Annotated in this window: 21 protein-coding genes; 13 read left to right on the top strand and 8 right to left on the bottom strand. The window is 70.5% G+C overall.

What is annotated here, in order from left to right:
* Positions 1 to 4: 4 nt before the first annotated feature.
* Positions 5 to 2323, bottom strand: a complete 2319-nt coding sequence (locus Val02_RS48150) for an Hsp70 family protein (RefSeq protein ID WP_203898156.1) — start codon at positions 2321 to 2323, stop codon at positions 5 to 7.
* A 146-nt stretch (positions 2324 to 2469) separates the two neighbouring features.
* On the opposite strand from Val02_RS48150, the gene Val02_RS07350 reads away from it, so the two are divergent.
* On the top strand, positions 2470 to 4875 hold the full coding sequence (locus Val02_RS07350; RefSeq protein WP_203898155.1) for a PAS domain-containing sensor histidine kinase: 2406 nt from the start codon (positions 2470 to 2472) through the stop codon (positions 4873 to 4875).
* 83 nt (positions 4876 to 4958) lie between these two features.
* On the opposite strand, the gene Val02_RS07345 is transcribed toward Val02_RS07350, so the two are convergent.
* The gene (locus Val02_RS07345) at positions 4959 to 5687 is read right to left on the bottom strand and encodes a DUF72 domain-containing protein (protein WP_203898154.1); all 729 of its coding nucleotides are present in this window, start codon (positions 5685 to 5687) and stop codon (positions 4959 to 4961) included.
* Between the two features lie 27 nt (positions 5688 to 5714).
* Here Val02_RS07345 and Val02_RS07340 point away from each other — a divergent pair, with 27 nt between their 5' ends.
* Entirely contained in the window at positions 5715 to 6695 is a 981-nt protein-coding gene (locus Val02_RS07340) for an aldo/keto reductase (protein WP_203898153.1), read from the top strand.
* Positions 6696 to 6797: 102 nt separating this feature from the next.
* Here Val02_RS07340 and Val02_RS07335 read toward each other — a convergent pair whose 3' ends face one another.
* A complete protein-coding gene (locus tag Val02_RS07335; RefSeq protein ID WP_203898152.1) occupies positions 6798 to 7505 on the bottom strand; it encodes a VOC family protein in 708 nt (235 codons plus the stop codon).
* A 174-nt stretch (positions 7506 to 7679) separates the two neighbouring features.
* Between Val02_RS07335 and Val02_RS07330 the strand changes: the two genes are divergently transcribed.
* Complete coding sequence (locus tag Val02_RS07330) at positions 7680 to 7919, top strand: chaplin family protein (RefSeq protein ID WP_203898151.1); 240 nt, start codon at positions 7680 to 7682, stop codon at positions 7917 to 7919.
* Between the two features lie 68 nt (positions 7920 to 7987).
* Here the strand turns inward: Val02_RS07330 and Val02_RS07325 are convergent, their stop codons facing one another.
* The 3 genes from Val02_RS07325 to Val02_RS07315 all read right to left on the bottom strand — a co-directional run bounded on the left by Val02_RS07325 (position 7988) and on the right by Val02_RS07315 (position 10534).
* A complete protein-coding gene (locus tag Val02_RS07325; protein WP_203898150.1) occupies positions 7988 to 8767 on the bottom strand; it encodes an ABC transporter permease in 780 nt (259 codons plus the stop codon).
* Positions 8764 to 9753: an ATP-binding cassette domain-containing protein gene (locus Val02_RS07320; protein ID WP_203898149.1), complete on the bottom strand. Its 990-nt coding sequence runs from the start codon at positions 9751 to 9753 to the stop codon at positions 8764 to 8766. The genes Val02_RS07325 and Val02_RS07320 overlap by 4 nt, the downstream gene beginning before the upstream one ends.
* A 160-nt stretch (positions 9754 to 9913) precedes the next feature.
* Entirely contained in the window at positions 9914 to 10534 is a 621-nt protein-coding gene (locus Val02_RS07315; RefSeq protein ID WP_239152514.1) for a PadR family transcriptional regulator, read from the bottom strand.
* Between the two features lie 143 nt (positions 10535 to 10677).
* On the opposite strand from Val02_RS07315, the gene Val02_RS07310 reads away from it, so the two are divergent.
* From Val02_RS07310 to Val02_RS07295, 4 genes are all read left to right on the top strand, one after another.
* On the top strand, positions 10678 to 11022 hold the full coding sequence (locus tag Val02_RS07310) for a hypothetical protein (RefSeq protein ID WP_203898148.1): 345 nt from the start codon (positions 10678 to 10680) through the stop codon (positions 11020 to 11022).
* On the top strand, positions 11019 to 12074 hold the full coding sequence (locus Val02_RS07305) for a hypothetical protein (protein ID WP_203898147.1): 1056 nt from the start codon (positions 11019 to 11021) through the stop codon (positions 12072 to 12074). The genes Val02_RS07310 and Val02_RS07305 overlap by 4 nt, the downstream gene beginning before the upstream one ends.
* Positions 12075 to 12084: 10 nt before the next feature.
* Positions 12085 to 13215, top strand: a complete 1131-nt coding sequence (locus Val02_RS07300; RefSeq protein ID WP_203898146.1) for a ComEA family DNA-binding protein — start codon at positions 12085 to 12087, stop codon at positions 13213 to 13215.
* A 699-nt stretch (positions 13216 to 13914) separates the two neighbouring features.
* Positions 13915 to 15450: a sugar transferase gene (locus Val02_RS07295; protein ID WP_308439984.1), complete on the top strand. Its 1536-nt coding sequence runs from the start codon at positions 13915 to 13917 to the stop codon at positions 15448 to 15450.
* 24 nt (positions 15451 to 15474) lie between these two features.
* On the opposite strand, the gene Val02_RS07290 is transcribed toward Val02_RS07295, so the two are convergent.
* Positions 15475 to 16050, bottom strand: coding sequence for an acyltransferase (locus tag Val02_RS07290; RefSeq protein ID WP_203898406.1), 576 nt, complete (start codon positions 16048 to 16050; stop codon positions 15475 to 15477).
* 189 nt (positions 16051 to 16239) lie between these two features.
* Between Val02_RS07290 and Val02_RS07285 the strand changes: the two genes are divergently transcribed.
* The 6 genes from Val02_RS07285 (at position 16240) to Val02_RS07260 (ending at position 25951) form a co-directional block, all read left to right on the top strand.
* Complete coding sequence (locus Val02_RS07285) at positions 16240 to 17370, top strand: hypothetical protein (RefSeq protein ID WP_203898144.1); 1131 nt, start codon at positions 16240 to 16242, stop codon at positions 17368 to 17370.
* Positions 17371 to 17470: 100 nt separating this feature from the next.
* On the top strand, positions 17471 to 18256 hold the full coding sequence (locus Val02_RS07280; RefSeq protein WP_203898143.1) for a WecB/TagA/CpsF family glycosyltransferase: 786 nt from the start codon (positions 17471 to 17473) through the stop codon (positions 18254 to 18256).
* Between the two features lie 13 nt (positions 18257 to 18269).
* Positions 18270 to 19526, top strand: coding sequence for a nucleotide sugar dehydrogenase (locus Val02_RS07275; RefSeq protein ID WP_203898142.1), 1257 nt, complete (start codon positions 18270 to 18272; stop codon positions 19524 to 19526).
* A gap of 4 nt (positions 19527 to 19530) precedes the next feature.
* Positions 19531 to 20655 carry a non-hydrolyzing UDP-N-acetylglucosamine 2-epimerase gene (gene wecB, locus Val02_RS07270; RefSeq protein ID WP_203898141.1) on the top strand — a complete coding sequence of 375 codons (1125 nt, stop codon included), beginning with the start codon at positions 19531 to 19533 and terminating at the stop codon, positions 20653 to 20655.
* A 296-nt stretch (positions 20656 to 20951) separates the two neighbouring features.
* Entirely contained in the window at positions 20952 to 24503 is a 3552-nt protein-coding gene (locus tag Val02_RS07265) for a DUF4082 domain-containing protein (RefSeq protein WP_203898140.1), read from the top strand.
* A complete protein-coding gene (locus Val02_RS07260) occupies positions 24503 to 25951 on the top strand; it encodes a lipopolysaccharide biosynthesis protein (RefSeq protein ID WP_203898139.1) in 1449 nt (482 codons plus the stop codon). The genes Val02_RS07265 and Val02_RS07260 overlap by 1 nt, the downstream gene beginning before the upstream one ends.
* 3 nt (positions 25952 to 25954) lie before the next feature.
* On the opposite strand, the gene Val02_RS07255 is transcribed toward Val02_RS07260, so the two are convergent.
* Positions 25955 to 26374 (bottom strand): hypothetical protein, encoded by a 420-nt coding sequence (locus Val02_RS07255; RefSeq protein WP_203898138.1) that lies wholly within the window; start codon positions 26372 to 26374, stop codon positions 25955 to 25957.
* Between the last annotated feature and the right edge of the window lie 3 nt (positions 26375 to 26377).

Below are 26377 nucleotides of genomic sequence, written 5' to 3'. Positions count from 1 at the left end.
GGCGTCACTTGCGGCTGAGGATGCCGGAGGCGATCGGGTCCGCCTGGTAGCCCATCGACGTGTAGATCTGCACCAGGATCCGGTTCGCGTCCATCGGCCGGAACGCCACCAGCGTGGTGGCGACGCAGGTGCGCTTCGGGTCGTTCGTGATGGTCTCCTTCGCCCGCACCTCCTGGTCGGTGGCCGCCGTCAGGGTCCAGATGCCGGAGCAGTTCAGCGGGTCGTAGGCGACCTCGCCGATCACCGCGTTGACGGCGCCGCCCTTCAGCGTCACGTCGATGTCGTAGGACTGGCTGCCCTGCTTGATCGGGCCGGCCCAGCGGCCGATCCAGGGCGCCGAGGTCGGGGCGGCACCGGCGGTCGAACCGGGCGTGCCGGCGGGGCCACGGGTCGCGGCTCCCCGCGTCGCGCCCACGTCGCCGGCCCGGTCGCCCGTGGGGTCGTCGTCGCCGCCGAGGTTCATGAGGACGAACAGGCCCGACACGCACACCAGCACCACGACGAGAACGGCCACCAGGATCCACGGCCCGTTGGACGACCTCCGCCGCGGCGGGGCGGGGTAGGGGCCGCTCGGAGCCGGGCGCACCGGCCCCGTCATCGGGCCGGTCGTCATCGGGCCGGGCACCGGCGGGACGGAGAGCGGCACCACGGGCGGGCCGCCGGGCATCCCCGAGACGGGCTGCGGCACGCCGAACGAGCCCGACGTGGTGTGCGAACCGCTGGACGAGTGGGACCAACTCGAGGAGTGCGAGCCGCCGGTCGCCTGGGCGCCGGTGCGCGAGCCGCCCGACACCGGACCCGCGAAGCCGGTCGGCCCGCCGGACGCCGGCCCGCCCGACGCCGGTCCGGGAGCCGCGAAGCCCGACCCGCCGAAGGCGCCGCCGCCGGAAGCGGGAGCCGCCGGCCCGCCGGAGGTCGAGCCGGTCGGCCCGCCGGAAGCCGGCCCCAGGGGACCGCCCGAAGCGGCCGACGAGAAGCCCGACCCACCCGGCCCGGCGCCCGCCTGTCCTGGCCCGCCGGCCGGGAACCCCGCGCCGCCGCCGGAGAAGCCGGACCCGCCGACCGGAGATCCGCCCGGACCACCCGGGCCGCCCGTCGACTCGGACCAGCCGCCCGCCGGAAAGCCCGCCGGCGTCCCGGCTGTCCCGGGCCGCCCGCCCCCGCTCCCCGCGAATCCCGGCCCCTCGGCCGGTGGCCCCGACACCGGCCCCGCGACGGCCGGCCCCGCGACCGGCCGCGCGGAAGCCGCCGGATCCGGGATCGTCAGGCTTCCCCGGGCCACCACCAGCTCCGGCTGGTCGAGAATCGTCGGCGCCGTGCCGAACGCCTGGTGCAGCAGCGTCGCCACCAGGGGCATCCGGCTGGCCCCGCCGACCAGGAAGATCCCCGCCACCTCCGACATCGCGATCCCCGCGGTCGCGATGGCGGAACGGGTGGTGCGCACCGTGCGGTCCAGGATCGGCCGGGCCAGCTCGTCGAACTGCCCCCGCCCGAGCGGCGCGTCCTCCTCGATCAGCGGCAGGTGGATCACGGTCGACGAGGTGCGCGAGAGCATCTCCTTGCCGGTCCGCACGTCCTCCCACAGCAGCCGGTGCGCCCGCCGGTCGACCGGCGTCGCCGGTGCGGTGAGCCGCCGCCAGGCCGCTTCGTGCCGGGGTGCGAAGACCGTGCCGAAGTACTCGATGACGGCCGCGTCGACGTCGAGCCCGCCGGCCTCCTCCAGCCCCTCCGTGGAGAGCACCTCGAAGCCGCCCGGCCCGTGGCGCACGACGGAGGCGTCGAACGTTCCCCCGCCGAGGTCGTAGACCACGACACAGGCCCCGGGTCGGACGGCCGCGCCGGCGACGGCGAGGAACGAGGCGGCGCCGGCGACCGGTTCCGGGATCAGCGTGATGCCGGTGAGGCCGGCGCGTTCGGCGGCCGCGGCGAGCCGACCGCGCCGGGTCTGCGCCCACGCGGCCGGGTAGGTCAGGAAGGCCCGGCCCGGGGCGTGGCCGGTGACCCGGCGGGCCTCGGTCACGACGCGGCGCAGCACGGCGGCGATCATGTCGGCGACGGGGATCTCGCGGCCGCCGAGCAGCGCGACGTCCTCGTCGATGCGCCGCTTCGGGTGCGGTTCGTAGGACTCGGGGTGCACCCGCGCGGCGTGCACGGCGTCCGGCCCCACGAGCAGGCCGCCGGTGTCGTTGAGGCAGACGGCCGAGGGCAGCGTCGGCGAACCGTCGAACACCAGCGGGTGCACCTGTCCGCCCGGTCCGGTGTAGACCGCGACGGTGTTGGAGGTGCCGAAGTCGATGCCGATCCGATACGCGTCATCGTTCACGGGAGACAACATACGAGTCGGGGGCTTGTTAGCTCGCATGCGCGTTTGGTAACGGGAAAGATAGGGCACACTGGTCCTATCCGGCAAAAGGGGTCAGCGTGTGCGGCGCGGACAACGAGTTACCAGCGGTAGGGACGGAGACCATCGTGCTGCGTCGTCCCGGGCGACTTGCTGCGGTGGAACGCGCGCGCCTGCTCTTCACCGCGACCGGCCTGCCGCTTGAGCGGATGGCCCGCCTCACCGCGACCGCCGCCGGTGTCCCGTACGCCGCGATCTCCCTGCTCGACGCCGACAGTGAGCGGTTCCTGGCCGTGCACGGGGCCGAGGCGCCGGCCGAGGTGCCCGTCGACGAGTCCATGTGCCAGTTCGTCATCGCGAAGGACGCGCTCGTCGTCGTCGACGCCCCGCAGCTCAGCGCCCGGGCGCGGGCCGCCGGGCTGCACGCCTACGCGGGCTACCCGATCCGGCTCGACGGCGCGGCCGTGGGGGCGTTCTGCGTGGCCGACGTGGCGTCCCGGGAGTGGAGCGCCGAGCAGTTGGACGTGGTGCGCGACGCCGCCGACCTGTTCACCAACCTGCTGGCGAACGACCAGTCGGCCAGCCGGAGCACCCTCGCGGCCGCGCAGGTGGACACCGTTCTCGCGGCCATGCGGGAGGCCTACGTCGCCGTCGACCACGGCGGGCGGATCCTGCAGTGGAGCGGCGGCGCCGAGTCGATGTTCGGGTGGGAGCCGGCGGAGGCGGTCGGCCGGCCGTTCGACGACCTGGTCGCCGCCGAGCAGTCCCGCGCCGCGGCGCGCACCGCCCGCGCCCTCGCCGGCCACCGGACGGATCAGCCCGCCCGGCCGCTGATCTGGGCGCGGCACCGCGACGGGCACGAGTTCGCGGTGGAGATGGCGCTGAGCACGACGCCGGGACCGGACGGCCCGGTGGTGCACGCGTTCCTGCACGACGCCACCGAACGCATGGACGGCCAGCGGGAGGCGGCCCGGCACCGGGCGTTCCTGGAGGCGCTGCTGGAGTCGATCGACACGGCCGTCGCGGCGTGCGACGCCCAGGGCCGGCCGGTGCTGCTCAACCACGCGATGCGCCGCATCTTCGAGGTTCCCGAGGAACTCGGCGAGAGCTGGGACGGCCGGTACGAACTGCGCGAGGCGGACGGGACCCCGATCCCGAAGGAGCGGATCCCGCTGTTGCGCGCCCTCGCCGGTGAGGAGGTGCGCGACCTGCCGTACAGCGTGCACCTGCCGGGATGTTCCCCCCGGTACTTCCGGGCGAACGGCCACCGCATGTACGGCGCGGACGGCGAGACGCTCGGCGCCGTGCTGGCCGTCATGGAGACCACCGACCAGGTGCGCACGGATCGCTTCAAGGACTGCGAGGTGGCGGTCGCCCGGATCCTCGAGCGCAACGACGACCCGGCCGGCATCGGCGAGGAACTCCTCAGCGCCGTCACCGACGCCCTCGAATGGGCCGGTGGCGCGCTCTGGCTGGTCGACGAGGAGGCGGGGCTGCTGCGGCTCACCGCGACGTGCGACCGCGACGGTGCCGCGCACCTGGCGATCACCCCGCAGAGCCTCGCCCGCGGGGAGGGCTTCGCCGGCGTCGCCTGGGAACGCGCGCGCACGGTCTGGGTGCGCGACTTCACCACCGTCGACATGATCTCGGCCGAGACGATGGCCCGCACGGGGCTGCGCGCCGGGGTGGCCCTGCCGATCCGCAGCGCGGAGCACACGCTCGGCGTGCTGTCGTTCTTCTCCACGCACGTCGAGGAGCCGCAGCGGGTGCTCGCCGCGCTGCTGGCCGGCGTCGCCGCGCACGTCGGCCAGCACCTCGAACGCCGTCGCGCCGCCGGCCTCGCCGCCGAACTGGCCCGCAGCAAGGACGAGTACATCGGCCTCGTCGGCCACGAACTGCGCACCCCGTTGACGTCGATCTCCTCCTACACCGACCTGGTGCTCGACGACCCGGAGCTGACCGAGGAGCAGCGCGAACTGCTGACGGTCGTGGCGCGCAACGCGGAGACGCTGCGCGGCATCATCGCGAGCCTGCTCGATCTCGCCGCGCTGGACTCCGGCGACGCGACGGTCCGCCCGCAACGGGCCGACCTGGCGAGCCTGCTGCGCGAGGCGCTCGCCGAGGCGGAGCCGGAGATCGCGCAGCGCGGGCACAGCACGATCGTCGACGTGCCGCCGTCGTTGATGGCGCAGGCCGACGTGCCGCGGATCCGCCAGGTGATCGACACGTTGCTGCGCAACGCCGCCCGGTACACGCCGCGCGGCGGCCGGATCACCGTGCGGCTGGCGGACGACGGGCCGGAGTTCGTGGCGTTGACCGTCTCCGACACCGGCATGGGCATCCCGGAGGCGGACCGGTCGAAGCTGTTCAACCGGTTCTTCCGGGGCGCGGGCGCCAAGGAGGCGGGCATCCCGGGCAGCGGGCTGGGGTTGGCGATCTCCCGCGTCGTGGTCGAGCGGCACGGCGGATCCCTGTCGCTCGGCGAGCACTCCGGCCCGGGATGTACGTTCGTCGTCCGGCTCCCCAAGGCGTAGGCGGTCGCACTCACACGGGTGTGAGTTGAGTGCGGACGTGTGTGAGTTCAGGGAGATCATCCGGCTAGTTGATATCCGTGAGCTCACACACGTTCGGCGGCGGCTTGCTCGTGCAGGGCCCGCAGGGTGCGCGCGTTGTCCACGGCCGCGCCGCCGGGGTCGTTGTTGAAGTAGACGTAGGTCGGGATGTCCCGCGGGATTCTGTGCAGCCAGGTTCGCAGGGCGGCTCTGCCGTAGTTGGGCCAGGGTTTGGCGCGGCCCTCGTGCAGGCGGAGGTAGGCCCAGTCGGCGGTCGTCCACAGTGGAGTGATCGGGCGGCTGTGGCGGTCGGCCCAGCACAGCGCCGCGTTGTGTCGCGTCAGGAGTGCGCGCGTCTCGTCGTTCCACCAAGTCTTGTGTCTCGGCTCGACGGCGACCCGCACCTCGCGCGGGAAGAGCGTGAGGACGGCGTCGAGGAGCTCGGGGGCGGCCTGGAGGGTCGGCGGCAGCTGGAGCAGGACGGGGCCGAGCTTGTCGCCGAGCGCGGTGGCGCGGGAGAGGAAGCGCTCGACCGGCTCGGCCGGCTCCCGCAGCCGCTTGATGTGGGTCAGGTAGCGGCTCATCTTGACGGCGAAGCAGAAACCGTCCGGGGTGCGTTCCCGCCAGCCGGCGAAGGTGTCCCGCTCGGGCAGCCGGTAGAACGCGTTGTTGACCTCGACGGTGTCGAACTGCGTGGCGTAGTGCTCCAGCCACCGGGACTGCGGCAGCCGCTGCGGGTACAGCCGGCCGCGCCAGTCCTTGTACTGCCATCCGGAGGTGCCGAGCAGGATCACGGCTGGTAGATACCCTACGGTTGCCGCATGGAACAGCGCATTCTCGGCCGCACCGGTACGCCGGTCGGCGTGATCGGACTCGGCGCCTGGCAGCTCGGCGCCGACTGGGGCGAGGTGGACGAGGATTCGGCGTTCGCCACGCTGCAGGCGGCCGTCGACTCCGGGGTCACCTTCTTCGACACCGCCGACGTGTACGGCGACGGCCGCAGCGAGAAGTTCATCGGCCGCTTCCTGCGGCAGACGGGAGCCAACGTCTTCGTCGCCACGAAGATGGGCCGCCGCGTGCCCCAGGAGCCGGCCAACTACACCCTGGCGGCGTTCCGCGAGTGGAACGACCGCTCCCGGGAGAACCTCCAGGTCGACACGCTCGACCTCGTGCAGCTGCACTGCCCGCCGGACGCGGTGTTCGCCAGCGACGAGGTGTTCGACGCCCTCGACACCCTGGTCCAGGAGAAGCGCATCGCGGCCTACGGCGTGAGCGTCGAGACCTGTGCGCAGGCCCTGACGGCGATCGCCCGCCCGGGTGTGGCGACGGTGCAGATCATCCTGAACGTCCTGCGCCTCAAGCCGGTCACCGAGGTGCTGCCGGTCGCGGCGGAGGCGGGGGTCGGCGTCATCGCCCGGGTGCCGCTGGCCAGTGGACTGCTGTCCGGCCGGTACGACGAGCAGACCACGTTCGCCGAGAACGACCACCGCAACTTCAACCGGCACGGTGCCGCGTTCGACGTCGGCGAGACGTTCTCCGGGGTGGACTACGAGACCGGGCTGCAGGCGGTGCGCGCCCTGCGGGAGTACGTCCCGTCGGGCGTGTCGACGGCGCAGTGGGCGTTGCGGTGGGTCATCGACCAGCCGGGCGTCTCGGTGGTGATCCCCGGTGCGCGCAATCCCGAGCAGGCGCGGTCGAACGCCGCCGTCGCCGGCCAGGAGCCGCTGACGGATCGGGCCCGCCGCGCGGTCGGCCGGGTGTACGACGAGCTCATCCGCCCGCAGATCCACCATCGTTGGTAGCGGCGGTTCGAAAGCACCCCCGCACCGGGGCAGCCCGATGCGGGGGTGCTTTCACCACCACCCCCAAGAAAGCCTTGATGCACCCAGGGTAGTGGTCGGCGATCACGCAGTCGTCGGCGGGGATGCCTCAGGTGCCTCGAACACGCAGAAGTCGTTGCCATCCGGGTCTTTGAACACCGACCAGTGCAAATCTCCGCCGCGTGGGCGGATCAGCCGCGCCCCCGCGGCCTGCACGGCGGCCACGGTCGCCCCGCCGGTGAGCGTGACGTCCCAGTGCCACCGGTTGGGTGCGACCCGCGGGTCGGCCACCCGGTCGAAACACCAGGTGCGCCACGGGAACCCGGCCGCGCCCGTGAGGTCGGCGCCGTAGGGCTGCTCCCGCACGGTGCCGCCGAGGATCCCGGCCCACCAGTGCGCGAGCGGCACCGGGTCGGCGGAGGCGGTCACCAGCTCGTCGACGCCACTCGCGTAGCCCTCGCGCGGTGGGAACGCGCAGAACTCGCTGCCCTCCGGGTCGGCCAGCACCCACCAGCCGATGTCGCCGCCAGGCTCGCGCCGCACCTGCGCGCCCGCGGCGACCAACGCGGCCGGGTCGGCGGTCGGCAGCCGCAGGTCGAGATGCACGCGGGTCTGCCCCGGATGCGGCTCCGGCACGGGATCGACCCACACCCGGAAGCCGTCGGCGTCGAGCCGGGCCGACGCATCGCCGAGATCGGTCGACTCGGCGCCGAGAATCCTTCCCCAGAACGCCGCCAGGGCGAGCGCGTCCCCGGCCTTCACGATCAGATCCTTGAACGAGGCGAGTGTCACGCGCGAACGCTAGCGCCGGGGTCCGACACTTTGTCCCCACGTCCGACCCCCACCTGCCGTAAAGTCCGAAATCACGAGAAAACCGGAAAAATAACTCAGGGTTGCGGTTAGCTATGCCTGACGCACCGCTGTGGCCTCCGCGCCCGGCGGACACACACGGGGAAAGGCATCATCGTGAAGAAGAAGGTCCTCCGGCTCGCCGCCATTTCCGCCCTGACCGTCGGTGGCGCACTGATGTTCAGCGCCCCGGCCTCGGCCGGCTGGCACAGCAGCCACAACTACGGCTTCGGCAACGGCAACCAGTCGAGCTTCGTGTTCCAGGCGCCGATCAACGTCTGCGGCAACGCGATCTCGGTCATCGGCTTCTCGTCGGCCAGCTGCCGCGGCGGCGCGTACGCCTACAACTGGAACTGAGCAGCACCACCCTCTCTCGCCCGGGGGCCGTCGACCGCGAGGTCGCCGGCCCCCGGCGCGTTCACCCGCTACACCGCCCGCTGGTAGGCCCGGAACGTCCGGGTCGACAGCCACACCGCCAGCCCGGCGAGGAGCAGGAGCGCCCCGCCGTTGGCGCACACCCGCCCCCAATCGGGACTGTCGGTGAGCGCGCCACGGCCGGCCGCCAGCGCCCAGTCGACCGGATTGGCGCCGGTGAGCGCCCGCATCCACCCCGGCATCAGCTCCTTCGCCATGAACGCCGTCGACAGGAACGTCAACGGCAGCAACAGCAGCGTGTTGAGCCCGATGATGGTTTCCCGCTGGCGCACGAGCATGCCGACGGCGTTCGACATGGCGCTGAACACCGTGCCGAGCAACACCGCCGCGACGAGCAGCACGAGCACGCCGACGATGCCGCCGGGGTAGTGCGCGCCGGGGTAGTGCGCGCCGGCCGCCCACCCGAGCAGCACGATCGCCACCGACTGGAACGTCGTCGTGAGCGCCTGCTCGATGACGTTCGCGTTGATGATGGCGCCGCGCCGGACGGGCGTGACGAGGAAGCGGTTGAGCGTGCCGCGTTCGATCTCCTCGAGGGTGCCCATGCCGGCCCACATGTTCGAGGACATGGCGCTCATGACGACGACGCCCGGCACCAGGTAGGTCAGGTACGAGCCGCCGCCGAAGCCCGGCAGTTCGACGATCCGCCGGAACAGGTTCCCGAAGAGGAACAGCCAGATGATCGGCTGGACCAGCGCGAAGAAGAGGAACCACGGCTGTTTGGCCAGCGCCTTGAGCCGCCGCTGGGTCATGAAGAGCGTGTCGCTCATGCCCTGGCCTCCGCTTCCGCGCCCGCTCCGACTTCCGCCTGGGCGAAGGTGCGGCCGGTGTGCCGCAGGTACACGTCGTCCAGCGACGGCCGGGCGACGGTGACGGTGGCGACCGCCAGGCCGGCCCGGTCCAGACCGGCCAGCGCGTCGGGCACCGCCGCCGCGCCGTCGTCGGCCCGCGCCGAGAGTCGCCGCCCGTCGAGGGTCACGTCCCGCAGGCCCGGGACCCGCGCGATAGCCGCCCGCGCCACCGGTTCCGCGGTGTGGTCCCGCAGTTCTATGTGAACGGCGTCGCCGCGCAGCTCCGCCTTGAGCGTCTCCGGGGTGCCCCGGACGACGACCCGCCCACTGTCCACGATGGACAGTCGTGCGGCCAACCGGTCGGCCTCCTCGAGATAGTGCGTGGTCAGCAGGACGGCCAGCTCCTCGTCGGCGGACAGCCGCGCGATCTCCGCCCACATGGCCGAACGCGCCTGCGGGTCGAGCCCCGTGGTCGGCTCGTCGAGGAACAGCACCCGCGGCCGGTTCACCAGCCCGAGCGCCACGTCGAGCCGGCGCCGCATGCCGCCGGAGTAGGTGCTCACCGCCCGGTCGGCCGCTCCGCCGAGGTCGAACCGGTCGAGCAGTTCGCCGACCCGCCGGCGCAGGTCGGTGCCGCGCAGCCCGTACAGCCGGCCCTGGAGCACGAGGTTCTCCCGCCCGGTGGCGACGGGATCCGCCCCCGAACGCTGCGACACCACGCCGATCAGCCGCCGCACCCGTTCGGGCCGGCGCAGTGCGTCGTGCCCGGCGACGGTGACGGTGCCCGAGTCGGGACGGGCCAGCGTGGTCAGGATCTTGATGGTCGTGGACTTACCGGCACCGTTCGGCCCCAGCAGGGCAAAGACCTCGCCCTGCCGAACGTCGACGGAAAGCCCGTCGAGCGCGCGGATGCCCTTCGGATACGTCTTGACGAGTTGATGTGCCGTGACGACGTCGTCGCTCACGGGCTCCTCCTTCACGGATCGCGGGAACGATCCGCCGGGGAGGGCACCCGGCTATCCTTGCGGTTGCAGCCCTGTGGCCGGGTTCCGTCCCTGACGGACGTGGTTTCGGGGTCGACGGCCCCGCCGCGGTGTTGCCGCACCGCCCGGGGCCGTCGCTCTGTCAGTGCTCGGCTTTCGGCGCCTCCCTGTCGCGGTGGTACGCGTGCCAGCCCTCGATCCCGGAGATGCTGCCCTCCGTGATCTCCTTGAGCAGGGCGCGCACGTAGTCGGCCTCCGCCCGGATCATCGTGAGCCGGTACTCCGCCTCGATGAGGAACACCCGGGGAAAATTGAACTCCTCGACCATCTGCCGCAGGCTGCGCGTGATGTTGTCGACGTCGGCGTCGAGCGTCCACAACCGCTGCCGCAGCAGCTCGATCGCCCGGTCCGGCGTCAGGTGCCCGACCAGTGACAGCGCGGCCTCGAAGCTGTTGTGCTCGTGCTGCGGCCGCTCGACCAGCTCGCTGAGCCAGTCGACCAGCTCCGCCCGGCCGGCCTCGGTGATCGTGTAGACCGTGCGCTCCGGACGGCCACCCTGCCGCGTGGTCTCGGTGGCGCGCACGAACTCGTGCTTCTCCAGGTTCTGCACCACGGTGTAGAGCGAACCCCACTGGATCTTCATGCTGGTGTCCTTGGCGCGCTCGCGCAGCACCGACGCCATCTCGTACGGGTGCATCGGCCGCTCGGACAGCACACCCAGGAGGGCGAGCGCGAGGAGGTTGCGCACCTTCCGCTTGGCCACGCCCTCACCCCCCGATGATTATTCGTAGGCGAGTATACGCACGCGGGCAAGGTTATCCACAGCGGGAAAGTGGTTCTTCCGGGTCCGGTGACGGCGGCCCTAGCGTGACTGTCCAGCGAAGGATGCCGATAGGGAGGCGGGGCATGGACGGGGTGGGTGCGTACGACGACTGGCAGGACACCGTCTCGGAGCTGCGGCGGTGGTTCGAGCAGCAGCAGGAGGAAGCCGCGCGGGCAAAGGCCGAGGCACTCGCGGAGCTGACCGCGTATGCCCGTACGGCCGGAGCACCTCCGGAGTTGCGCGAGGCGCAGGAGCGCATCGACCTCGGGCTGCTTTCGTGGGACGCGGTGCTCGCCGGCGAGGGCGGCGCCGCCAGCCGGCTCATCGACGCGCGGCTGGCCGAGCTGGCGCCGCTCGCAGAGGCCATTCGCGACGGCGCCACGCCCGAAGAGGCCGCCGCCGAGCTCGCCAAGGAGGCCCGGCGATGACCGAGCCCATCTACGCCCACCCCTGGGCCCTGCGGTCCTACGCCAAGCAGCTCACGGTCGACATCGACGACATCACCGACCTGCGTTCATACTGCGACAAGCACTGCGCCGACACCGACGGCCTCACCGGCGTCATGTGGGCCGATGCCAAGATCGTCGCCGAGCTGCTGCAGGACATCCAGCACAAGGTCACCGACGCATTCGGCAAAAACCTCGAGACGACCGCAAGCATGGTCGACGCGAGCGCGGCGGCCTACGAACGCACCGATCAAGCGGCGGCCGAGCAGATCTGGGCAAGCGTCGACGTGCACCGCGCCGAGGGCCAGTCCGTCTCCGACACCAGCCACCAGGGCCACTTCGAAAACCCGGTCGCGATCGGGCCCCCGCCGCCCGAGTACAAGGACGAGATGGGCAAGAAGCTCGACAAGCTCATGAGCAGCGTGAAGCTGGTCGACAGCATCCTCGAGAAGATCGTCAAGATCAGCATCATGAACGAACTGGTTCCCCTGTTCGTCGGCGACTGGGGCAAGGTGCGCCAGCTGGCGCGCGGCTACCAGCAGCTCGGCGGCGACCTCGGCGTCTGGGGCATCGACCGCAACGTCCAGTTCGGGATGGATTCACTGGCGCCCCTGTGGGACGGTCCCGCCGCCCAGACGTTCGAGAGCTTCGTGCGCAACTACTGGCACAACGACTTCTCCAATTGGAAAAACATCTGCGACCGCAGCGCCACCGTGCTGAACCTCATCGCCGAAGCCGCGGAGCAGCTCTTCACCGAGATCGACGTCTTCATCAGTGGAGTCGTCGTCGCCGGGATCGGCAAGATCGCGAAGATCGCCACGACGTTGGTGGTCGGCACCTCCGCACCCACCGCGGCAGCCGTCATCAACGAGCTGATCAACTTCGTGGTCGAGATCATCCACGTCATCAAGAAGCTCTTCAAGGCCTACTGGGGCCGGGTCAAGCTGGCGGCCTCGACTGTGGAGGCGATCTGGGACCTCCTCGTCATGCTGGTCAAACGGCTGTCGAATCCCGGCGTCGCGAGCGCGACCTGAGGAGGCGGACATGGGTAAGCGGGCGCGTCCACGCAAGCCGCCACGACTCATCCCGGAGCGGTACTGGAAGGATCTGGCGTTCTGGACCGGCGGATGGGCGACCCCGGCGCTCCTCTTTCACGCCGGCTGGCGACTCGGCGACGACAGCCAGATCCAACTCAGCGCCTACTACGTCGTCGCGATCCTGATCGGCACCGGACCACCGTTCGACGTCTTCGGCTACTGGGACCACACGCCGTTCCCGCTCCCCGTCCGGCTCGCGATCCTTGCCGCGGTGTGGGTGCTCGGGGTGGTGCATGCCGGGTGGGCGGCGCCGATCCTGCACCGCCGGGTCGCGGCGATCAACGCCGTCGCCGCGCTGCGGGGTATAGAGGTAGAGATGCCGACCGCGCCGGATGCGCCGGCGGCTCCCGCGCTCGACGCGACGACCGCCGCCGCGATTCCGGCGACGGCCTTCCCGGCGGTCCACTGGCAGCGCGATCCCGCGCCGGCTCGCGAGACTGCACACCGCGTCCCCGCGCCGCACCAGCCGACGGCGCCCGCCGTGCCGACCCCGGCGGTGCGGGTGCCGCTCGCGCCCTATGTGCCGCCGACATCGCCCATCCCTCCGGCGCTGGGCGCAGCGCCGACTTCAGGTGCCGCGCCGGTGCCTGGTCGGCCGTCGGGGCCGACCCCGCCGCACGGCACACCCGTGCCGTACCTGGTACCCGCGCTGGCGGTGGCGCGCGGTGTGGCGGTCCCGCGGATGGCCACGCACGACTGGTTGGTCTTCTCCTCGGGGATGAGCGCGGCGCGGCCGACGTCCGGCATCGCCGTCGCCGAGGCCCGCGCACGGCTGCGCCGCCGCAAGAAGGCCCGCCAGATCCTGGCCCGGGAGCCGGATCTGGCGTTCGAGTTGAGGATCGGGCGGCCCGACCTTCCGCGCGACTACGACGACGGCGGCCTGATCGACATCAACCATGTACCTGCGGAGGTTCTCGTGCGGGAGCTGGAAATCCCTGCCGAGGATGCGCACCGTCTCATAGCGCAACGAGAAGCACACGGAGGGTTCAGCCATCCGGAGGAATTGGTCTTTTATTGCGATCTGACTCCGGAGCGGCTGACCGTCATCAGCGGCCGGCTGGTGTTCGTTCCGGCGTGAGCGGGGCCCTTGACCCAACCGATACTCCGGATGGTGGATCTCTTGAATGTCCGGCGATAGGATCCGTTCACGCCGCACGAATGAGGGCCGCTGACCGAAAGTCGAATACGGGCAACCGATCGTTCGGCGGGACGAATTCATCGCGCGACAGGCCGAAAATGCGGACTCTCAGTTTCTCCGCAATTACATTCTGAATATCAGGACCGAGAGTGATCTTGAGCCTGCGCAGAGCGAACCTTAAGTGTCCCATGATGTGGGACACGCCGCGCGCCAGGTCAGGCCGGTTCCCGACACTAGGGGTAGGGCCGCCCTCACGCTCAGATCCATAGACGGGGCAAGGGCTCTCGACGTTCCGTGCTCATTGTGCAACATTCCGTCATGAGCACGATGGTCCTTTTAGGACAGTCGGGACGAAGAAGCTTTTACGCCCCAACGGATCGACCGCCGTCACCCTCGAAGAACCCGCCTGATCTGCGGTGCCGAGGATGGATCTTCCCGATTTGCTGCTTTGAGCCGAAGGCGAGCAGGCTGACTAGTTTTAGTTGTCATTAACTCGACCTTTAGTGTTCAATACGCGAGACGCACTGGCGTAAAGCCGCTCGATTGGACAGCCTTCTGCCGTGGTGCTTCCGCCGCGCGTTCCCTCATGGGATCCACCGCATACGATGCGCACGAGAAAAACCATGGTCGGCATAGCTGATGGAGGCGGGCGTGCACTCGGTCGAGATGAAACCGACCATTGACACCACCGCAGTCGAGCCGGTAAAGCGATACCCGTCCCACCCGACGCCACACACCCTCGGCGCCGGCCGCAACGGCTGGCGCCTGCGTTATGTGGCCACGCTCGCGGGAGTCGACTCGCTGGTCGGTCTCGCGTCCGCATTCGCGGCACTGCAAATTCGATTCGGACCGACCTCGGGGACACCCTCCACGCGCACATACCTGTGGGTGACGCTCGCATTACCGTTCGCCTGGCTCGCCGCGCTCGCTCTCAACCGCACGTACGAGCATCGGCACCTCTTCGTGGGAAACGAGGAATACGCCAGAGTTTTTCGCTCGGGTCTCGGACTCACGGCGGCACTCGCATTCGTTGCCTATGTGGCCAATTTTCCATTAGCCCGTGGATACGTCATCATCGCGATGCCGTTGATGACTTTTGCCGGAGTCGCGTGGCGTTATGCCGCACGGCAACGGTTGCACCGTTCATGGGCGCGTGGTGAGCGTTTGCACCGGGTCATCCTGGTCGGACACGACCTGGCGGTGGGAGAGATGACGCGCCGGCTCAGCCGTGAGCGCTACCACGGGCTCGGCGTCATCGGTGCCTGCCTGCCCGAACGCCAGATCGGCCCGGCCGAGCGCCGCACCGCGGGCAACCTGCCGCCGGTGCTGGGGACGTTCGACGACGTCGCCGCGGCGGTGGCGTACGCCGGCGCCGACACGGTCGTGGTGCTCTCGTGTGCCGAGATCGACGGCGCGGCGCTGCGGCGCATGGCGTGGCGCCTCGAACGCGACGAGATCGACCTCATCGTCGCCAGCACCCTGGTCGACGTCGCCGGCGACCGCACCACGATCCGCCCCGTCGACGGGCTGCCGATGCTGCACGTGGAGCACCCGCGACTCAAGGGCGGCCGGCGCTTCGTCAAGACCGTGTTCGACCGGGCCCTGGCGCTGCAGCTGCTGTTCATGTCGGCGCCGCTGCTGGTGGCCATCGCCGCGCTGGTGCGCTTCGCGCCGGGCGGTGCGGGCGGGCCGGCGATCTTCCGTCAGGAACGCGTCGGCAAGAACGGCCAGCCGTTCATGATGTACAAGTTCCGCTCGATGTACCTCGACGCCGAGGCGCGGCTCTCCGACCTGTTCGACCTGAACGAGACCGACGGCGAGCTGTTCAAGATGCGCGACGACCCCCGGGTCACGCCGCTCGGCAAGTGGCTGCGCCGGCTCTCCCTCGACGAGATCCCGCAGCTGCTCAACGTGCTCAAGGGCGACATGTCCCTGGTGGGTCCGCGCCCGCCGCTGGCGCGCGAGGTGGCGGGCTACCCCGCGGACATGCGCCGCCGGCTGGTGGTCAAGCCCGGGCTCACCGGCCTGTGGCAGGTCTCCGGCCGTTCCGACCTCTCCTGGGAGGAGTCCATCCGGCTCGACCTGACCTACGTGGAGAACTGGTCACTCACCATGGACCTGGCGATCCTGGCCCGCACCCTCAGCGCCGTTCTGCGCCGCTCCGGGGCCTACTGAGAGTGCCCCGGAGCAGCCGTGCGGTCACTTCTCAGCGAGCACACCGTCCGTCTCGACGTACCGCGCACCCGTCTTCGGGCAGACGAAGTCGCCGTCGCCGTCCGGTTCGAGGGGGACGCCGGCGCGACCCACCCAGCGGACCCGACGCGCCGGAACGCCCACGACCAGGGCAAAGTCGGGCACGTCCGTCGTTACGACAGCACCGGCGGCGACCAGGGCCCAGCGCCCGATGCGCACCGGGGCCACGCACACGGCGCGCGCCCCGATCGAGGCGCCGTCCCCGATCACCACCCCGACCGCGGTCCAGTCTTCACCCGTCTTCAGCACGCCGTCGGGAGTGACCGCCCGGGGGAACTCGTCGTTCGTGAGCACCGCCGCCGGTCCGATGAACACCCCATCGCCCAATTCGGCCGGTTCGTAGACCAACGCGTAATTCTGCAGCTTCGAATTGTCCCCGATCCGGACACCGGGCCCCACATAGGCACCTCTCCCGATATTGCACCGCGTACCGACCACGGCGTTTTCGCGCACCTGCGCCAGGTGCCAAACAGTTGTCCCGTCGCCGATCCGGGCCTTTTCGTCGATATCCGCACCCGGCATCACCCGAACGGCCGATCCCGCACTCCCCTGGTCCATTCCCTCGTCCTTCCGTCGGCCTCGTCCACTAGCCGGGGTACCGAATCGCGCACAAACGGCCAACACCTTACTGCCAATTCCTGACTTCGGACATGAGCACTGCACATGTACCGTTCGCCAAGCCAGAAACCGTTTCTTGGGGGTAATCCGTTGATGACGTGGCCGCTGCGCGCCGAACTGGACGGCGACAACACGCGACTTGTCGATCGGCTCTGCACCGTCGCACTTGAGGGACTTCCCCGGATGTACCGTCCGGATTCCGACGAGTTCGCGTTCACCCGCGCGCGGTCGACATCCGGCGAACTTGAATTACGCGGCACCAGCACACGTTATGCCGCAATCGTGGCGCTCGGGGCACAATGGTTGCCCGAGGAGAAGCAGCGGGCCGTGCTCGGCGGAATGAACGTCGAGGAGTTCGTGGCGCTCCTCGTGAGCCGCCTCGACCGGACCACCAATCTCGGCGACGCCGGCCTGATCGCATGGGCCGCCGCCCAGAGTGCGCACCCGTTGCTGCCCAAGGCGTTGGAACGCCTCCGCGAGCTGGACGACCCGAACAAGCCCCAGTACGTGGTCGAGGCATCGTGGGTCGTGGCGGCTCTGGCCAGTTCCATCGGACAGGCGGAGGTGAAGGACCACCTGGCGGCCGCCCGCGAACGTCTGCTGGTCTCCCGCCACGGAAACAGTCCGCTCTTCCCGCACGGCACGGGACCGGGCCTGCTGCCCTGGTACCGCTCGCACGTCGCCTGCTACGCCGACCAGGTCTACCCGATCCAGGCGCTCGCCATCCTGCACCGGATGCGCGGCGACGAGGAGGCGAAGACCGCGGCGGTCCGCGCGGCCGACCGGATCTGCGAACTCCAGGGCCCCGGCGGCCAGTGGTGGTGGCACTACGACGCCCGCACCGGCGGCCTGGTCGAGGGCTACCCGGTCTACACCGTGCACCAGGCGTCGATGGGCCCGATGGCGCTGCTCGACCTGACCGACGCGGGCGGCCCCAGCTACCGGGAGGCGATCGAACGCGGGCTGCGCTGGATCACCGATCCGGCCGAGCACCGGGGGCACGAGACCGAGCCGATCGTGCACGACGCCGACGGCGTGACCTGGCGCAAGATCTACCGCGGCGACCCGAAGAAGGTCGTTCGCGCGGTGCAGGGGCTCACCACGAAGGCGGTCCCCGGGCTGCACATGCCGGGGATCGACGCGGCGTACAAGCCGTTCGCGCTGGACCGCGAGTGCCGGCCGTACGAGTTCGGCTGGCTCCTCTACGCCTGGCTAGCCCGATGAGCGCGCGGCGGGGCGGCGCGGTGCCGCCTGGACTGAGGAGCGCAGCGACGAGGGAAGGCGGCGCCTCGGGCGCCGCCACGACGCTGCGCGGGGGGCACCGATGAGTGGGCGGCACCGGCCGGACGGCAAGCGCAAGCTCTTCGGCATCGACGTGGACGCGCTCACCCTCGACGAGACCGTGGAGCGCTGCCTGGACGCGGTGAAGGACAACCGGCTGCTCGAGGTCGGCGTCATCAACGCGGCGAAGGTCGTCAAGATGCGCCGCGATCCCGAACTGCACCGGGCGGTCTCCGGCTGCGACGTGATCGTCGCCGACGGCCAGTCCGTGGTGTGGGCGAGCCGCCTGCTGCGGGCCCGGCTGCCGGAGCGGGTCGCCGGGATCGACCTGTTCCAGCGGCTGCTCGCCGAGGCCGAGCGCAGGGGCCTGTCGGTGTACTTCCTCGGCGCCAAGGCCGACGTGCTCGCCGAGATGGAACGCCGCGTCGCCACCTGGTACCCGAAGCTGCGCGTCGCGGGCAGCCGGGACGGCTACTTCGCCGACAGCGAGGCGCAGGAGGTCGCCGAGGGCATCGCGCGCAGCGGGGCCGACCTGCTGTTCCTCGGGATGACCTCGCCCAAGAAGGAGAAGTTCGTCGCCGACTTCGGCAAGCACAGCGGCGCGAAGGTGGTGCACGGCGTCGGGGGGTCGTTCGACGTGCTCGCCGGTGTGGTCCGCCGTGCGCCGCGGTCCTGGCAACGGGTCGGCATGGAGTGGGCCTACCGCGCGCTCCAGGAGCCCCGCCGGCTCGGCAAGCGCTACGTCACCACCAACGCGGCGTTCGTCGCGCTGGTCGCCCGCGAGATGGTGCGACCGACGCGTCAGGCCGCGACGGAACCCGTTCGATAGAAGGAGAAACACGGTGCGGGTTGTCATCGCCGGTCAGGGCTACGTCGGACTTCCGCTCGCGGTCCGGGCCGCCGAGCAGGGTCACCAGGTCATCGGCTACGACATCGACGAGGCCCGGATCGGCCGCCTCGCCTCCGGACAGTCCTATGTGGAGGACATTTCGAGTGAACGTCTCGCGGCGGTCGTAGCCACCGGACGCTACAAGGCGACCTCGTCGGCCCGGGAGTGCGGCGGCTTCGACATCGGCATCATCACGGTGCCGACGCCGTTGCGCGACGGCGCCCCGGATCTGTCCTATGTGGAGGCTTCGGCGCGGATGCTCGCGCGGTTCCTCCAGCCGGGCGCGACGGTGGTGCTGGAGTCGACGACCTACCCGGGCACCACGGAGGAACTCGTCGGGCCGATCCTGGAGGAGGGCTCCGGGCTCATCGCCGGCCGCGACTTCCACCTCGGGTTCAGCCCCGAACGGATCGACCCGGGCAACGAGACGTGGGACATCGTCACCACGCCGAAGATCGTCGCCGGCATCGACGAGGTCTCGCTCAAGGTGGTGCAGGAGTTCTACGACACGATCGTGGACACGACGGTGCCGGTCTCCTCGCCGCGGGAGGCCGAGATGGCCAAGCTCATCGAGAACACGTTCCGGCACGTGAACATCGCACTGATCAACGAGATGGCGATGGTGGCGCACGACCTCAACATCGACATCTGGCAGGCGATCGACGCGGCGGCGAGCAAGCCGTTCGGGTTCATGAAGTTCACGCCGGGGCCGGGTGTGGGCGGGCACTGCCTGCCGATCGACCCGTCGTACCTGTCGTGGCGGGTGCAGCGCACGCTCGGCCGCAACGTGCGCTTCGTCGAGCTGGCGAACGACATCAACAACCACATGCCCGACTACGTGGTGCGCCGGCTGGTGGCGGCGTTCAACACCCGCCAGCGGGCCGTCAGCGGCTCGAAGGTGCTGCTGCTGGGGCTGGCCTACAAGAAGAACACCGGCGATGCCCGGGAGTCGCCGGCCACCCGCGTGGCGGAGCTGCTCCTGGAGATGGGCGCCGAACTGAGCGCCGCCGACCCGCACGTGGTGGAGGCCGTTCCGGCGCTGGCGAAGGTGCGCCGGTGCGAGCTGACGGCGGAGGAGGTGGCCGCCGCGGACGCGGTGATCCTGCTGACCGACCACGACGAGTTCGACCTGGAGCTGGTGCGCGCCAACGCGAGGTACGTGATGGACACGCGCCGGCGCATGAGCGGCGAGAACGTCGAGGTGATCTGAGGCGATGCGCCCCACCGTTCTGTGCGTGGCCGGTGCCCGGCCCAACTTCATCAAGATCAAGCCGGTGCTCGACGCGCTCGAACGGCGGGGCGCCGACGCCCGCCTGGTGCACACCGGGCAGCACTACGACGAGTCGATGAACGACGTGTTCTTCCGCGACCTCGGGCTGCGCGCACCGGATCACCACCTGGGTGCGGGCTCCGGCTCGCACGCCGAGCAGACGGCGCGGGTGATGACGGCGTTCGAGAAGCTCGTCGACGAGGTGCGGCCGGACGCCGTGGTGGTCGTCGGCGACGTGAACTCCACGCTGGCGTGCGCGCTCGTCGGGGCCAAGGCGGAGGCCGTCGTGGCGCACGTCGAGGCGGGCCTGCGTTCCCGGGACTGGGGCATGCCCGAGGAGGTCAACCGCATGGTGGCCGACCGGGTCTCGGACCTGCTCTTCGCGCCGTCGCCGGACGCGGTGGAGAACCTGCGCGCCGAGGGCTACCACGAGGACCAGATCGTGCTCGCCGGCAACGTCATGATCGACACCCTGTACGCCAACCTGGACCGCGCGCTCGGCAGCGGCATGCTGCACCGGCACGGGCTCACCCCGGGCGGCTACGGCGTGGTGACGCTGCACCGGCCGTCCAATGTGGACGACCCGGCGCACCTGGCCCGGCTGCTGGACGCGCTGGGACAGGTGGAACTGCCGCTGATCTGGCCGGTGCACCCGCGCACCGCCGCGAAGCTGGAGTCCGTCGGCCTGCCGGCCAACCTGACGGCCGTGGCGCCGGCCGGGTATCTGGACTTCGTCGCGCTGCAGGCGTCGGCGCGGCTGGTGCTCACCGACTCGGGCGGGGTGCAGGAGGAGACGACGGCGTTGGGCGTTCCGTGCCTGACGCTGCGGGAGAACACCGAGCGCCCGATCACGGTCTCCGAGGGGACCAACCTCGTCATCGGCACGGATCCGCGGCGCATCGTAACCGCGGCCGGCCTGGTGCTGGCGGACCCGCCCGCGAAGCGGACGCCGGTGCTGTGGGACGGGCACGCCGGCGCGCGCATCGCCGACGCGCTCATGGCTCACCTGGGTAGCGAAGTCCGGCACCGGCCGACCGATTTGCGCCCTGCCGTCACCCCCGCCTCATAACCGAGAGTAACAACCGCCGCCGGGCTTCCGAGGGCCCGGCGGCCTACCCGAAAGAACCATCAGCACCTTGTACAACCGCACCTTGTCGGGACTTCTGGTGATCACTAGAGTCCCCTCCGCGTCCTGGGGCCCGCTGCACACACAACTGGAGAACGAGCATGGGTTTCAGTACGCTGCGTAATCAACGTAAGCGGTTAGCCGCTTGGCAGGCGGCCGCCGCGCTCTTAGTCGCCTCAGCGGGGATCGCCGTCCTTCCCGGGTCCGCCACCGCGGCGTCCGACCCGTGCGCCGCCCCGGTGAACGTGATCGCCTGCGAGAACTCCAAGACCGGCACCGACCCGTCGGTGTGGGACATCAGCGGGGCCGGCGACGAGGGGATCCAGGGCTTCGCCACCGACATGAGCGTGAACGTCGGCGGTCAGATCAGGTTCAAGATCAAGACCACCGCGTCGGCGTACACGATCGACATCTACCGCCTCGGCTACTACGGCGGTAAGGGCGCGCGGAAGATCACCAGTGTCACGCCGTCGGCCACTCTCCCGCAGATCCAGCCGGGCTGCGTCACCGACCCGGCCACCGAGATCTACGACTGCGGCAGCTGGGGCGTCTCCGCCTCCTGGGTCGTGCCGTCCAACCAGGTCTCCGGCGTCTACATCGCCAAGCTGACCGTCCCGAGCAACGGCGACACCAGCCACATCCCGTTCGTGGTCCGCAACGACGCCAGCACCTCGAAGATCTTCTTCAAGACCTCCGACGCGACGTGGCAGGCGTACAACAACTACGGCGGCTCGGAGTTCTACCACGGCGGTCCGAACGGCCGCGCGTTCAAGGTGAGCTACAACCGCCCGTTCGCCACCCGTGGCGTGGTCGACGGCCGGGACTACCTGTTCAGCAACGAGTACCCGATGATCCGCTTCCTGGAGCAGAACGGGTACGACGTCAGCTACACCACCGACGTCGACGGCGACCGCAACGGCGCCCTCGTCGCCAACCACGACATCTTCCTGAGCGTGGGGCACGACGAGTACTGGTCCGGCCCGCAGCGCGCGGCGGTCGAGGCGGCCCGCGACACCGGCACCAACCTCGCGTTCTTCAGCGGCAACTCGGTCTACTGGCGCACCCGGTGGGAGACCAGCAAGGACGGCGCGAACACGCCGCACCGCACGCTGGTCTGCTACAAGGAGACCTGGAACAACACCGACCAGCTCGACCCGACCACGGAGTTCACCGGCACCTGGCGCGACCCGCGCTTCCCCAACTCCACCGGCGGCGGCAAGCCGGAGAACGCCCTCATGGGCACGATGTTCAAGAGCAACAGCGTGGACCTGGCCCTCGCCGTGCCGGCCGACCAGGGGAAGTACCGCCTGTGGCGCAACTCCCCGGTGGCCACCCGCGCGGCCAGCAACCTGGGCACCACGCTCGCCCCGCACACGCTCGGCTACGAGGCCGACGAGGACGTCGACAACGGGTTCCGGCCCGAGGGGTTGATCCGCGTGTCGACCGCGACCGGGCCGGTGTCGGAGTACCTGACGGACTTCGGCAACACCGTGATCACCGACGCCACCACCACGCACAACCTGACTCTGTACCGGGCGCCCAGCGGCGCGCTGGTGTTCGGCGCCGGGACCGTGCAGTGGGCGTGGGGGCTGGACCAGAACCACGACGGCTTCCTCAGTGAGCCGCAGGCGCCGGACCAGAGCATCCAGCAGGCGACGATCAACCTCTTCGCCGACATGGGTGTGCAGCCGACGACCCTGATGGCGGGCATGCAGCCGGCCGGGCAGTCGACCGACGTCACCCCGCCGACCGTCACGATCAGCAGCCCCGGCACCAACACCACGCTGGCCAACGGCACGCAGGTGACGGTCTCCGGCACCGCCGCCGACACCGGTGGCCGCGTCGCCGGCGTCGAGGTCTCCACCGACGGCGCCACCTGGCACCCCGCCACCGGCACCACGTCGTGGAGCTACACGTACAACGCCGTCGGGGACGGTTCGCACACGGTGCGGGTGCGCGCCATCGACGACAGCGCCAACATCGGCAACACCGCCACGCGGGCGGTGGGCCTGACCGGAGCCACGTCGATCTTCGGCAACAAGGTGCCGGCCACGCCGTCGGTCACCGACACCAGCGCGGTCGAACTGGGTACCAAGTTCACCTCGACGACCGACGGCTACGTGCAGGGTGTGCGCTTCTACAAGGGCAGCGGCAACACCGGCACGCACAACGCCAAGCTGTGGAGCGCCAACGGCTCCCTGTTGGCGAGCGGCGTCTTCTCGAACGAGACGGCGACCGGCTGGCAGACGATGTCGTTCGCGCAGCCGGTGCAGATCCAGGCCGGCAACACGTACGTCGTGTCGTACACCGCGCCGAACGGGCGCTACGCGGCCGACCGCTGGTTCACGATCTACAAGGGCTACGAGTCGCCGCCGTTGAGCATGCTCAGCAACAAGGACGCCGGGGGCAACGGCGTGTACGGCAACCCGGGCACCTTCCCGACCGGCTCGTACCAGGCCGCGAACTACTACGTCGACGTGCTGTTCACCTCCTCGGGGGCCACCCCGCCGGTGGTCAACGGCCAGGTGCCGGCGAACAACGCCAAGTACGTGCAGCCGACGATCCAGCCGCAGGCGACGTTCAGCAAGGCGATCAACACGGCGACGCTGACGTTCACGCTCAAGAACGCCGGCAACGTCAACGTGCCGGGCACGACGACGTACAACGCCACGACCCGCACGGCGACGTTCACGCCGTCGAGCGCGCTCGCGGCCGGCCAGACGTACACGGCCACCGTGAACGCCACGGACGCCACCGGGCTGCCGATGGCGACACCGAAGGTGTGGTCGTTCTCGACCGACCCCGGCAACACCACGGTCGTGAAGATGTTCGCCGACGACGCGGTGCCCGCGACCGCCGAGGCGAACGACTCCAGCTCCGTCACGCTCGGCATGAAGTGGTCGCCGACCGAGAACGGCACCGTGATCGGCGTGCGCTTCTACAAGGGCGGCACCGGCAACGGCGGCGTGCACACCGGCAGCCTGTGGAACTCCGACGGCACGCAGCGCCTCGCGACGGCGACGTTCGCGGCGGAGTCGGCGTCCGGGTGGCAGACCGTGTACTTCGACTCGCCGGTCACGGTGACCGCGGGCCAGACGTACGTGGCCACCTACTTCGCCCCGATCGGCCGGTACTCCGTCAACGGCAACTACTTCACCAGCACACAGGTGAACGGCCCGCTGACGGCGACGAGCGTCAACAACGGCGTGTACCTGTACGGCTCGGACGGCTTCCCGACGGCCAGCTGGAACCGCAGCAACTACTGGGTGGATCCGCTGTTCGTCGCCGACCCGCCGCCTCCGCCGCCGACCTTCCCGGCCGGTGCGGTGACGGTGTGGCCGGACACCACGGTCCCGGCGAACGCCAACTGGAACGACAACGCGGCCATCGAGGTCGGCGTCAAGTTCACCACCAACACGGCCGGCAAGGCGTACGGCGTGCGCTTCTACAAGGGCCCGACGAACACGGGCGCACACACCGGCACGCTGTGGGACACCGCCGGCAACCCCATCGCCAGCGGGAACTTCGTCGGGGAGTCGGCATCCGGCTGGCAGCTGATGCTCTTCGCGGCGCCGGTGACCCTGACACCGGGCACCACGTACATCGTGTCGTACTCGACGACGGTGGGCCGGTACGCGGTCAACGTCAACGGGTTCCAGTCGGCGGGGGTCACCAGCGGGCCGCTGTCGATCCCGCAGGGCGGCGCGGTGTACAAGTACGGCGTCGGCTTCCCGAACAACACCAGCAACCACAACTTCTGGGTCGATCCGGTGTTCAAGCCAGGAGCCTGATGTCTGTTGTGAATGACGAGGTCCGGGCCGAGAGTTCGCTCTCGGCCCGGGCCGGTCGTGCCCTCGGGTGGTCCTTTCTCAGCACCGCCGTCAGCAAGCTCAGCACGCTCGCCATCGGCGTGGTGCTGGCGCGACTGCTCGGGCCGGCCGAGTTCGGCACGTTCGCCGTGGCCACCGTGGCGCTGCTGGCCGTGCTCAGCTTCAACGAACTGGGCGTGAGCCTCGCGATCGTGCGCTGGCCGGACGACCCCCGGCGGATCATCCCCACCGTCACGACCATCTCGGTGGCGGCCAGCGCGCTCATCGCCGTCGCGGGATTCCTTGCGGCGCCGTGGTTCTGCGCCGTGATGGGCGCGCCCGACGCCGTGCCGGTGGTGCGGGTGCTCGGGATCAGCGTCGTCGTCTCCGGGCTCGTCGCCGGGCCGGTGGCGATGCTGCAACGGGAGTTCCATCAGAAGAAGAAGATGGTGGCCGACCAGGCGGCGGCGTGGACGACCGCCCTGACCTCGATGGCCTGCGCCGTCGGCGGGCTCGGCGCGATGAGCCTCGCGGTCGGGCAGCTCGCCGGGTCGGTCCTCGGCGCGATCCTGTTCATCCGCTTCGCGCCCGGCACGGTCCGCTTCGGCTACGACCGGGAGATCGCCGGGCGGCTGCTGCGCTTCGGCCTGCCGCTCGCCGGCTCCAGCATCGTCGTCTTCGCCGTGACCCAGATCGACAAGGTGGTCGTCGGCGCGGCGTTGGGTCCCGTCCCCCTCGGTTTCTACGTCCTCGCCACCAATCTGTCGAACTGGCCGGCGAGCATGTTCGCGCTTCCCGTGCGATCCGTGGCGCCGGCGCTGCTCGCCCGGCTGCAGGGGGATCCGCCGGCGATGCGGCGCACGTTCCTGTCCACGGCCGGGCTGCTCGCGGCGATCACGCTGCCGGCGTGTGTGCTGCTCGCGGCCGGCGCCGGCCCGATCGTCGGCCTGGTGTACGGCGCCGAGTGGCAGCCGGCCGCGGCGGTGCTGCTGTGGGTGGGGCTGCTGGCCGCGCTGAAGATCATGTTCGAGCTGGTCTACGACTACTTCGTGGTGCTGGCCAACACCCGCGTCGTCTTCGTCGTGCAGGTGGTGTGGCTGGTCGCGCTGCTGCCGGCGCTGTACCTCGGTGCGCGGCACTGGGGTCCGGCCGGGGCCGGGGCCGCCTCGCTGCTGGTCGCTCTTCTCGTGGTGGCACCGATCTACCTGTGGGAGCTGCGGCGCACCGGCATCGGCGTGCTGCCGCTGGGCCGCCGGCTCGGCCTGCCGCTGCTGGCCGGCCTGGTGGTCGGCGTCGGGTGTGCGGTGGCGGCGCGGTTCGTGCACGTCGACCTGCTTGCGGCGCTGGCGTCGGGCTTCTTCACGGCGGCCGTGCTCGCGGCGTTGCTGTGGCGGATGCGCGACTCGCTCCGCGCGTTACGCGCCACCTAGCCGCTACGCGGACACCCCTACGTTCACGACACCGGTTTCCGACAGCAGGTCATCAAGAACGCCGACGAGCCTGCGCGCCGCTCGTTCGTCGAACCGGTAGGACTCGACGCTGGTGTGATCCGTACGGGTCAGCAGCAGTTCGACCGACACCGGCGCCTCGGGGAGCGGATCGTCCGCGTTGCAGCTGAGCTGAGCCGCTACGGTGACGTCACCGAGCCGCTCCGCCTCGATCCGACGAGGCGTGCTGCGGTGCAGGCTCAGCAACTGTCCGGCTGTGCACAACGACAGATCGCACCAGCGAGGGTGCTTGACTTCGGTCATGACCACCATGGCCTCCCGGTTGCGCGGATGGTGTGGCCGGCCGGTGCGCCGGGCGCTGTTCCGTGCACCGACCGGCCTTTGCGCTTCCGCCGTCGCGGCCATGGA

Source organism: Virgisporangium aliadipatigenens, assembly GCF_016863615.1.
In the GTDB taxonomy this organism is placed as follows: Bacteria; Actinomycetota; Actinomycetes; order Mycobacteriales; family Micromonosporaceae; genus Virgisporangium; species Virgisporangium aliadipatigenens.
The sequence above is the reverse complement of the archived record's forward strand: the minus strand, read 5'-3'. Positions and strand labels throughout refer to the sequence as shown.

What these genes read in the sequence shown, in the direction of transcription:
- Val02_RS07305 (WP_203898147.1), top strand. Translation starts at nt 11,019, where the DNA reads ATGACCGAGCCCATCTACGCCCACCCCTGGGCCCTGCGGTCCTACGCC.
- Val02_RS07325 (WP_203898150.1), bottom strand. Translation starts at nt 8,767, where the DNA reads ATGAGCGACACGCTCTTCATGACCCAGCGGCGGCTCAAGGCGCTGGCC.
- Val02_RS07290 (WP_203898406.1), bottom strand. Translation starts at nt 16,050, where the DNA reads ATGCCGGGTGCGGATATCGACGAAAAGGCCCGGATCGGCGACGGGACA.
- Val02_RS07295 (WP_308439984.1), top strand. Translation starts at nt 13,915, where the DNA reads ATGGAGGCGGGCGTGCACTCGGTCGAGATGAAACCGACCATTGACACC.
- Val02_RS07285 (WP_203898144.1), top strand. Translation starts at nt 16,240, where the DNA reads ATGACGTGGCCGCTGCGCGCCGAACTGGACGGCGACAACACGCGACTT.
- Val02_RS07340 (WP_203898153.1), top strand. Translation starts at nt 5,715, where the DNA reads ATGGAACAGCGCATTCTCGGCCGCACCGGTACGCCGGTCGGCGTGATC.
- Val02_RS07310 (WP_203898148.1), top strand. Translation starts at nt 10,678, where the DNA reads ATGGACGGGGTGGGTGCGTACGACGACTGGCAGGACACCGTCTCGGAG.
- Val02_RS07255 (WP_203898138.1), bottom strand. Translation starts at nt 26,374, where the DNA reads ATGGCCGCGACGGCGGAAGCGCAAAGGCCGGTCGGTGCACGGAACAGC.
- Val02_RS07280 (WP_203898143.1), top strand. Translation starts at nt 17,471, where the DNA reads ATGAGTGGGCGGCACCGGCCGGACGGCAAGCGCAAGCTCTTCGGCATC.
- Val02_RS07300 (WP_203898146.1), top strand. Translation starts at nt 12,085, where the DNA reads ATGGGTAAGCGGGCGCGTCCACGCAAGCCGCCACGACTCATCCCGGAG.
- Val02_RS07260 (WP_203898139.1), top strand. Translation starts at nt 24,503, where the DNA reads ATGTCTGTTGTGAATGACGAGGTCCGGGCCGAGAGTTCGCTCTCGGCC.
- wecB (WP_203898141.1), top strand. Translation starts at nt 19,531, where the DNA reads ATGCGCCCCACCGTTCTGTGCGTGGCCGGTGCCCGGCCCAACTTCATC.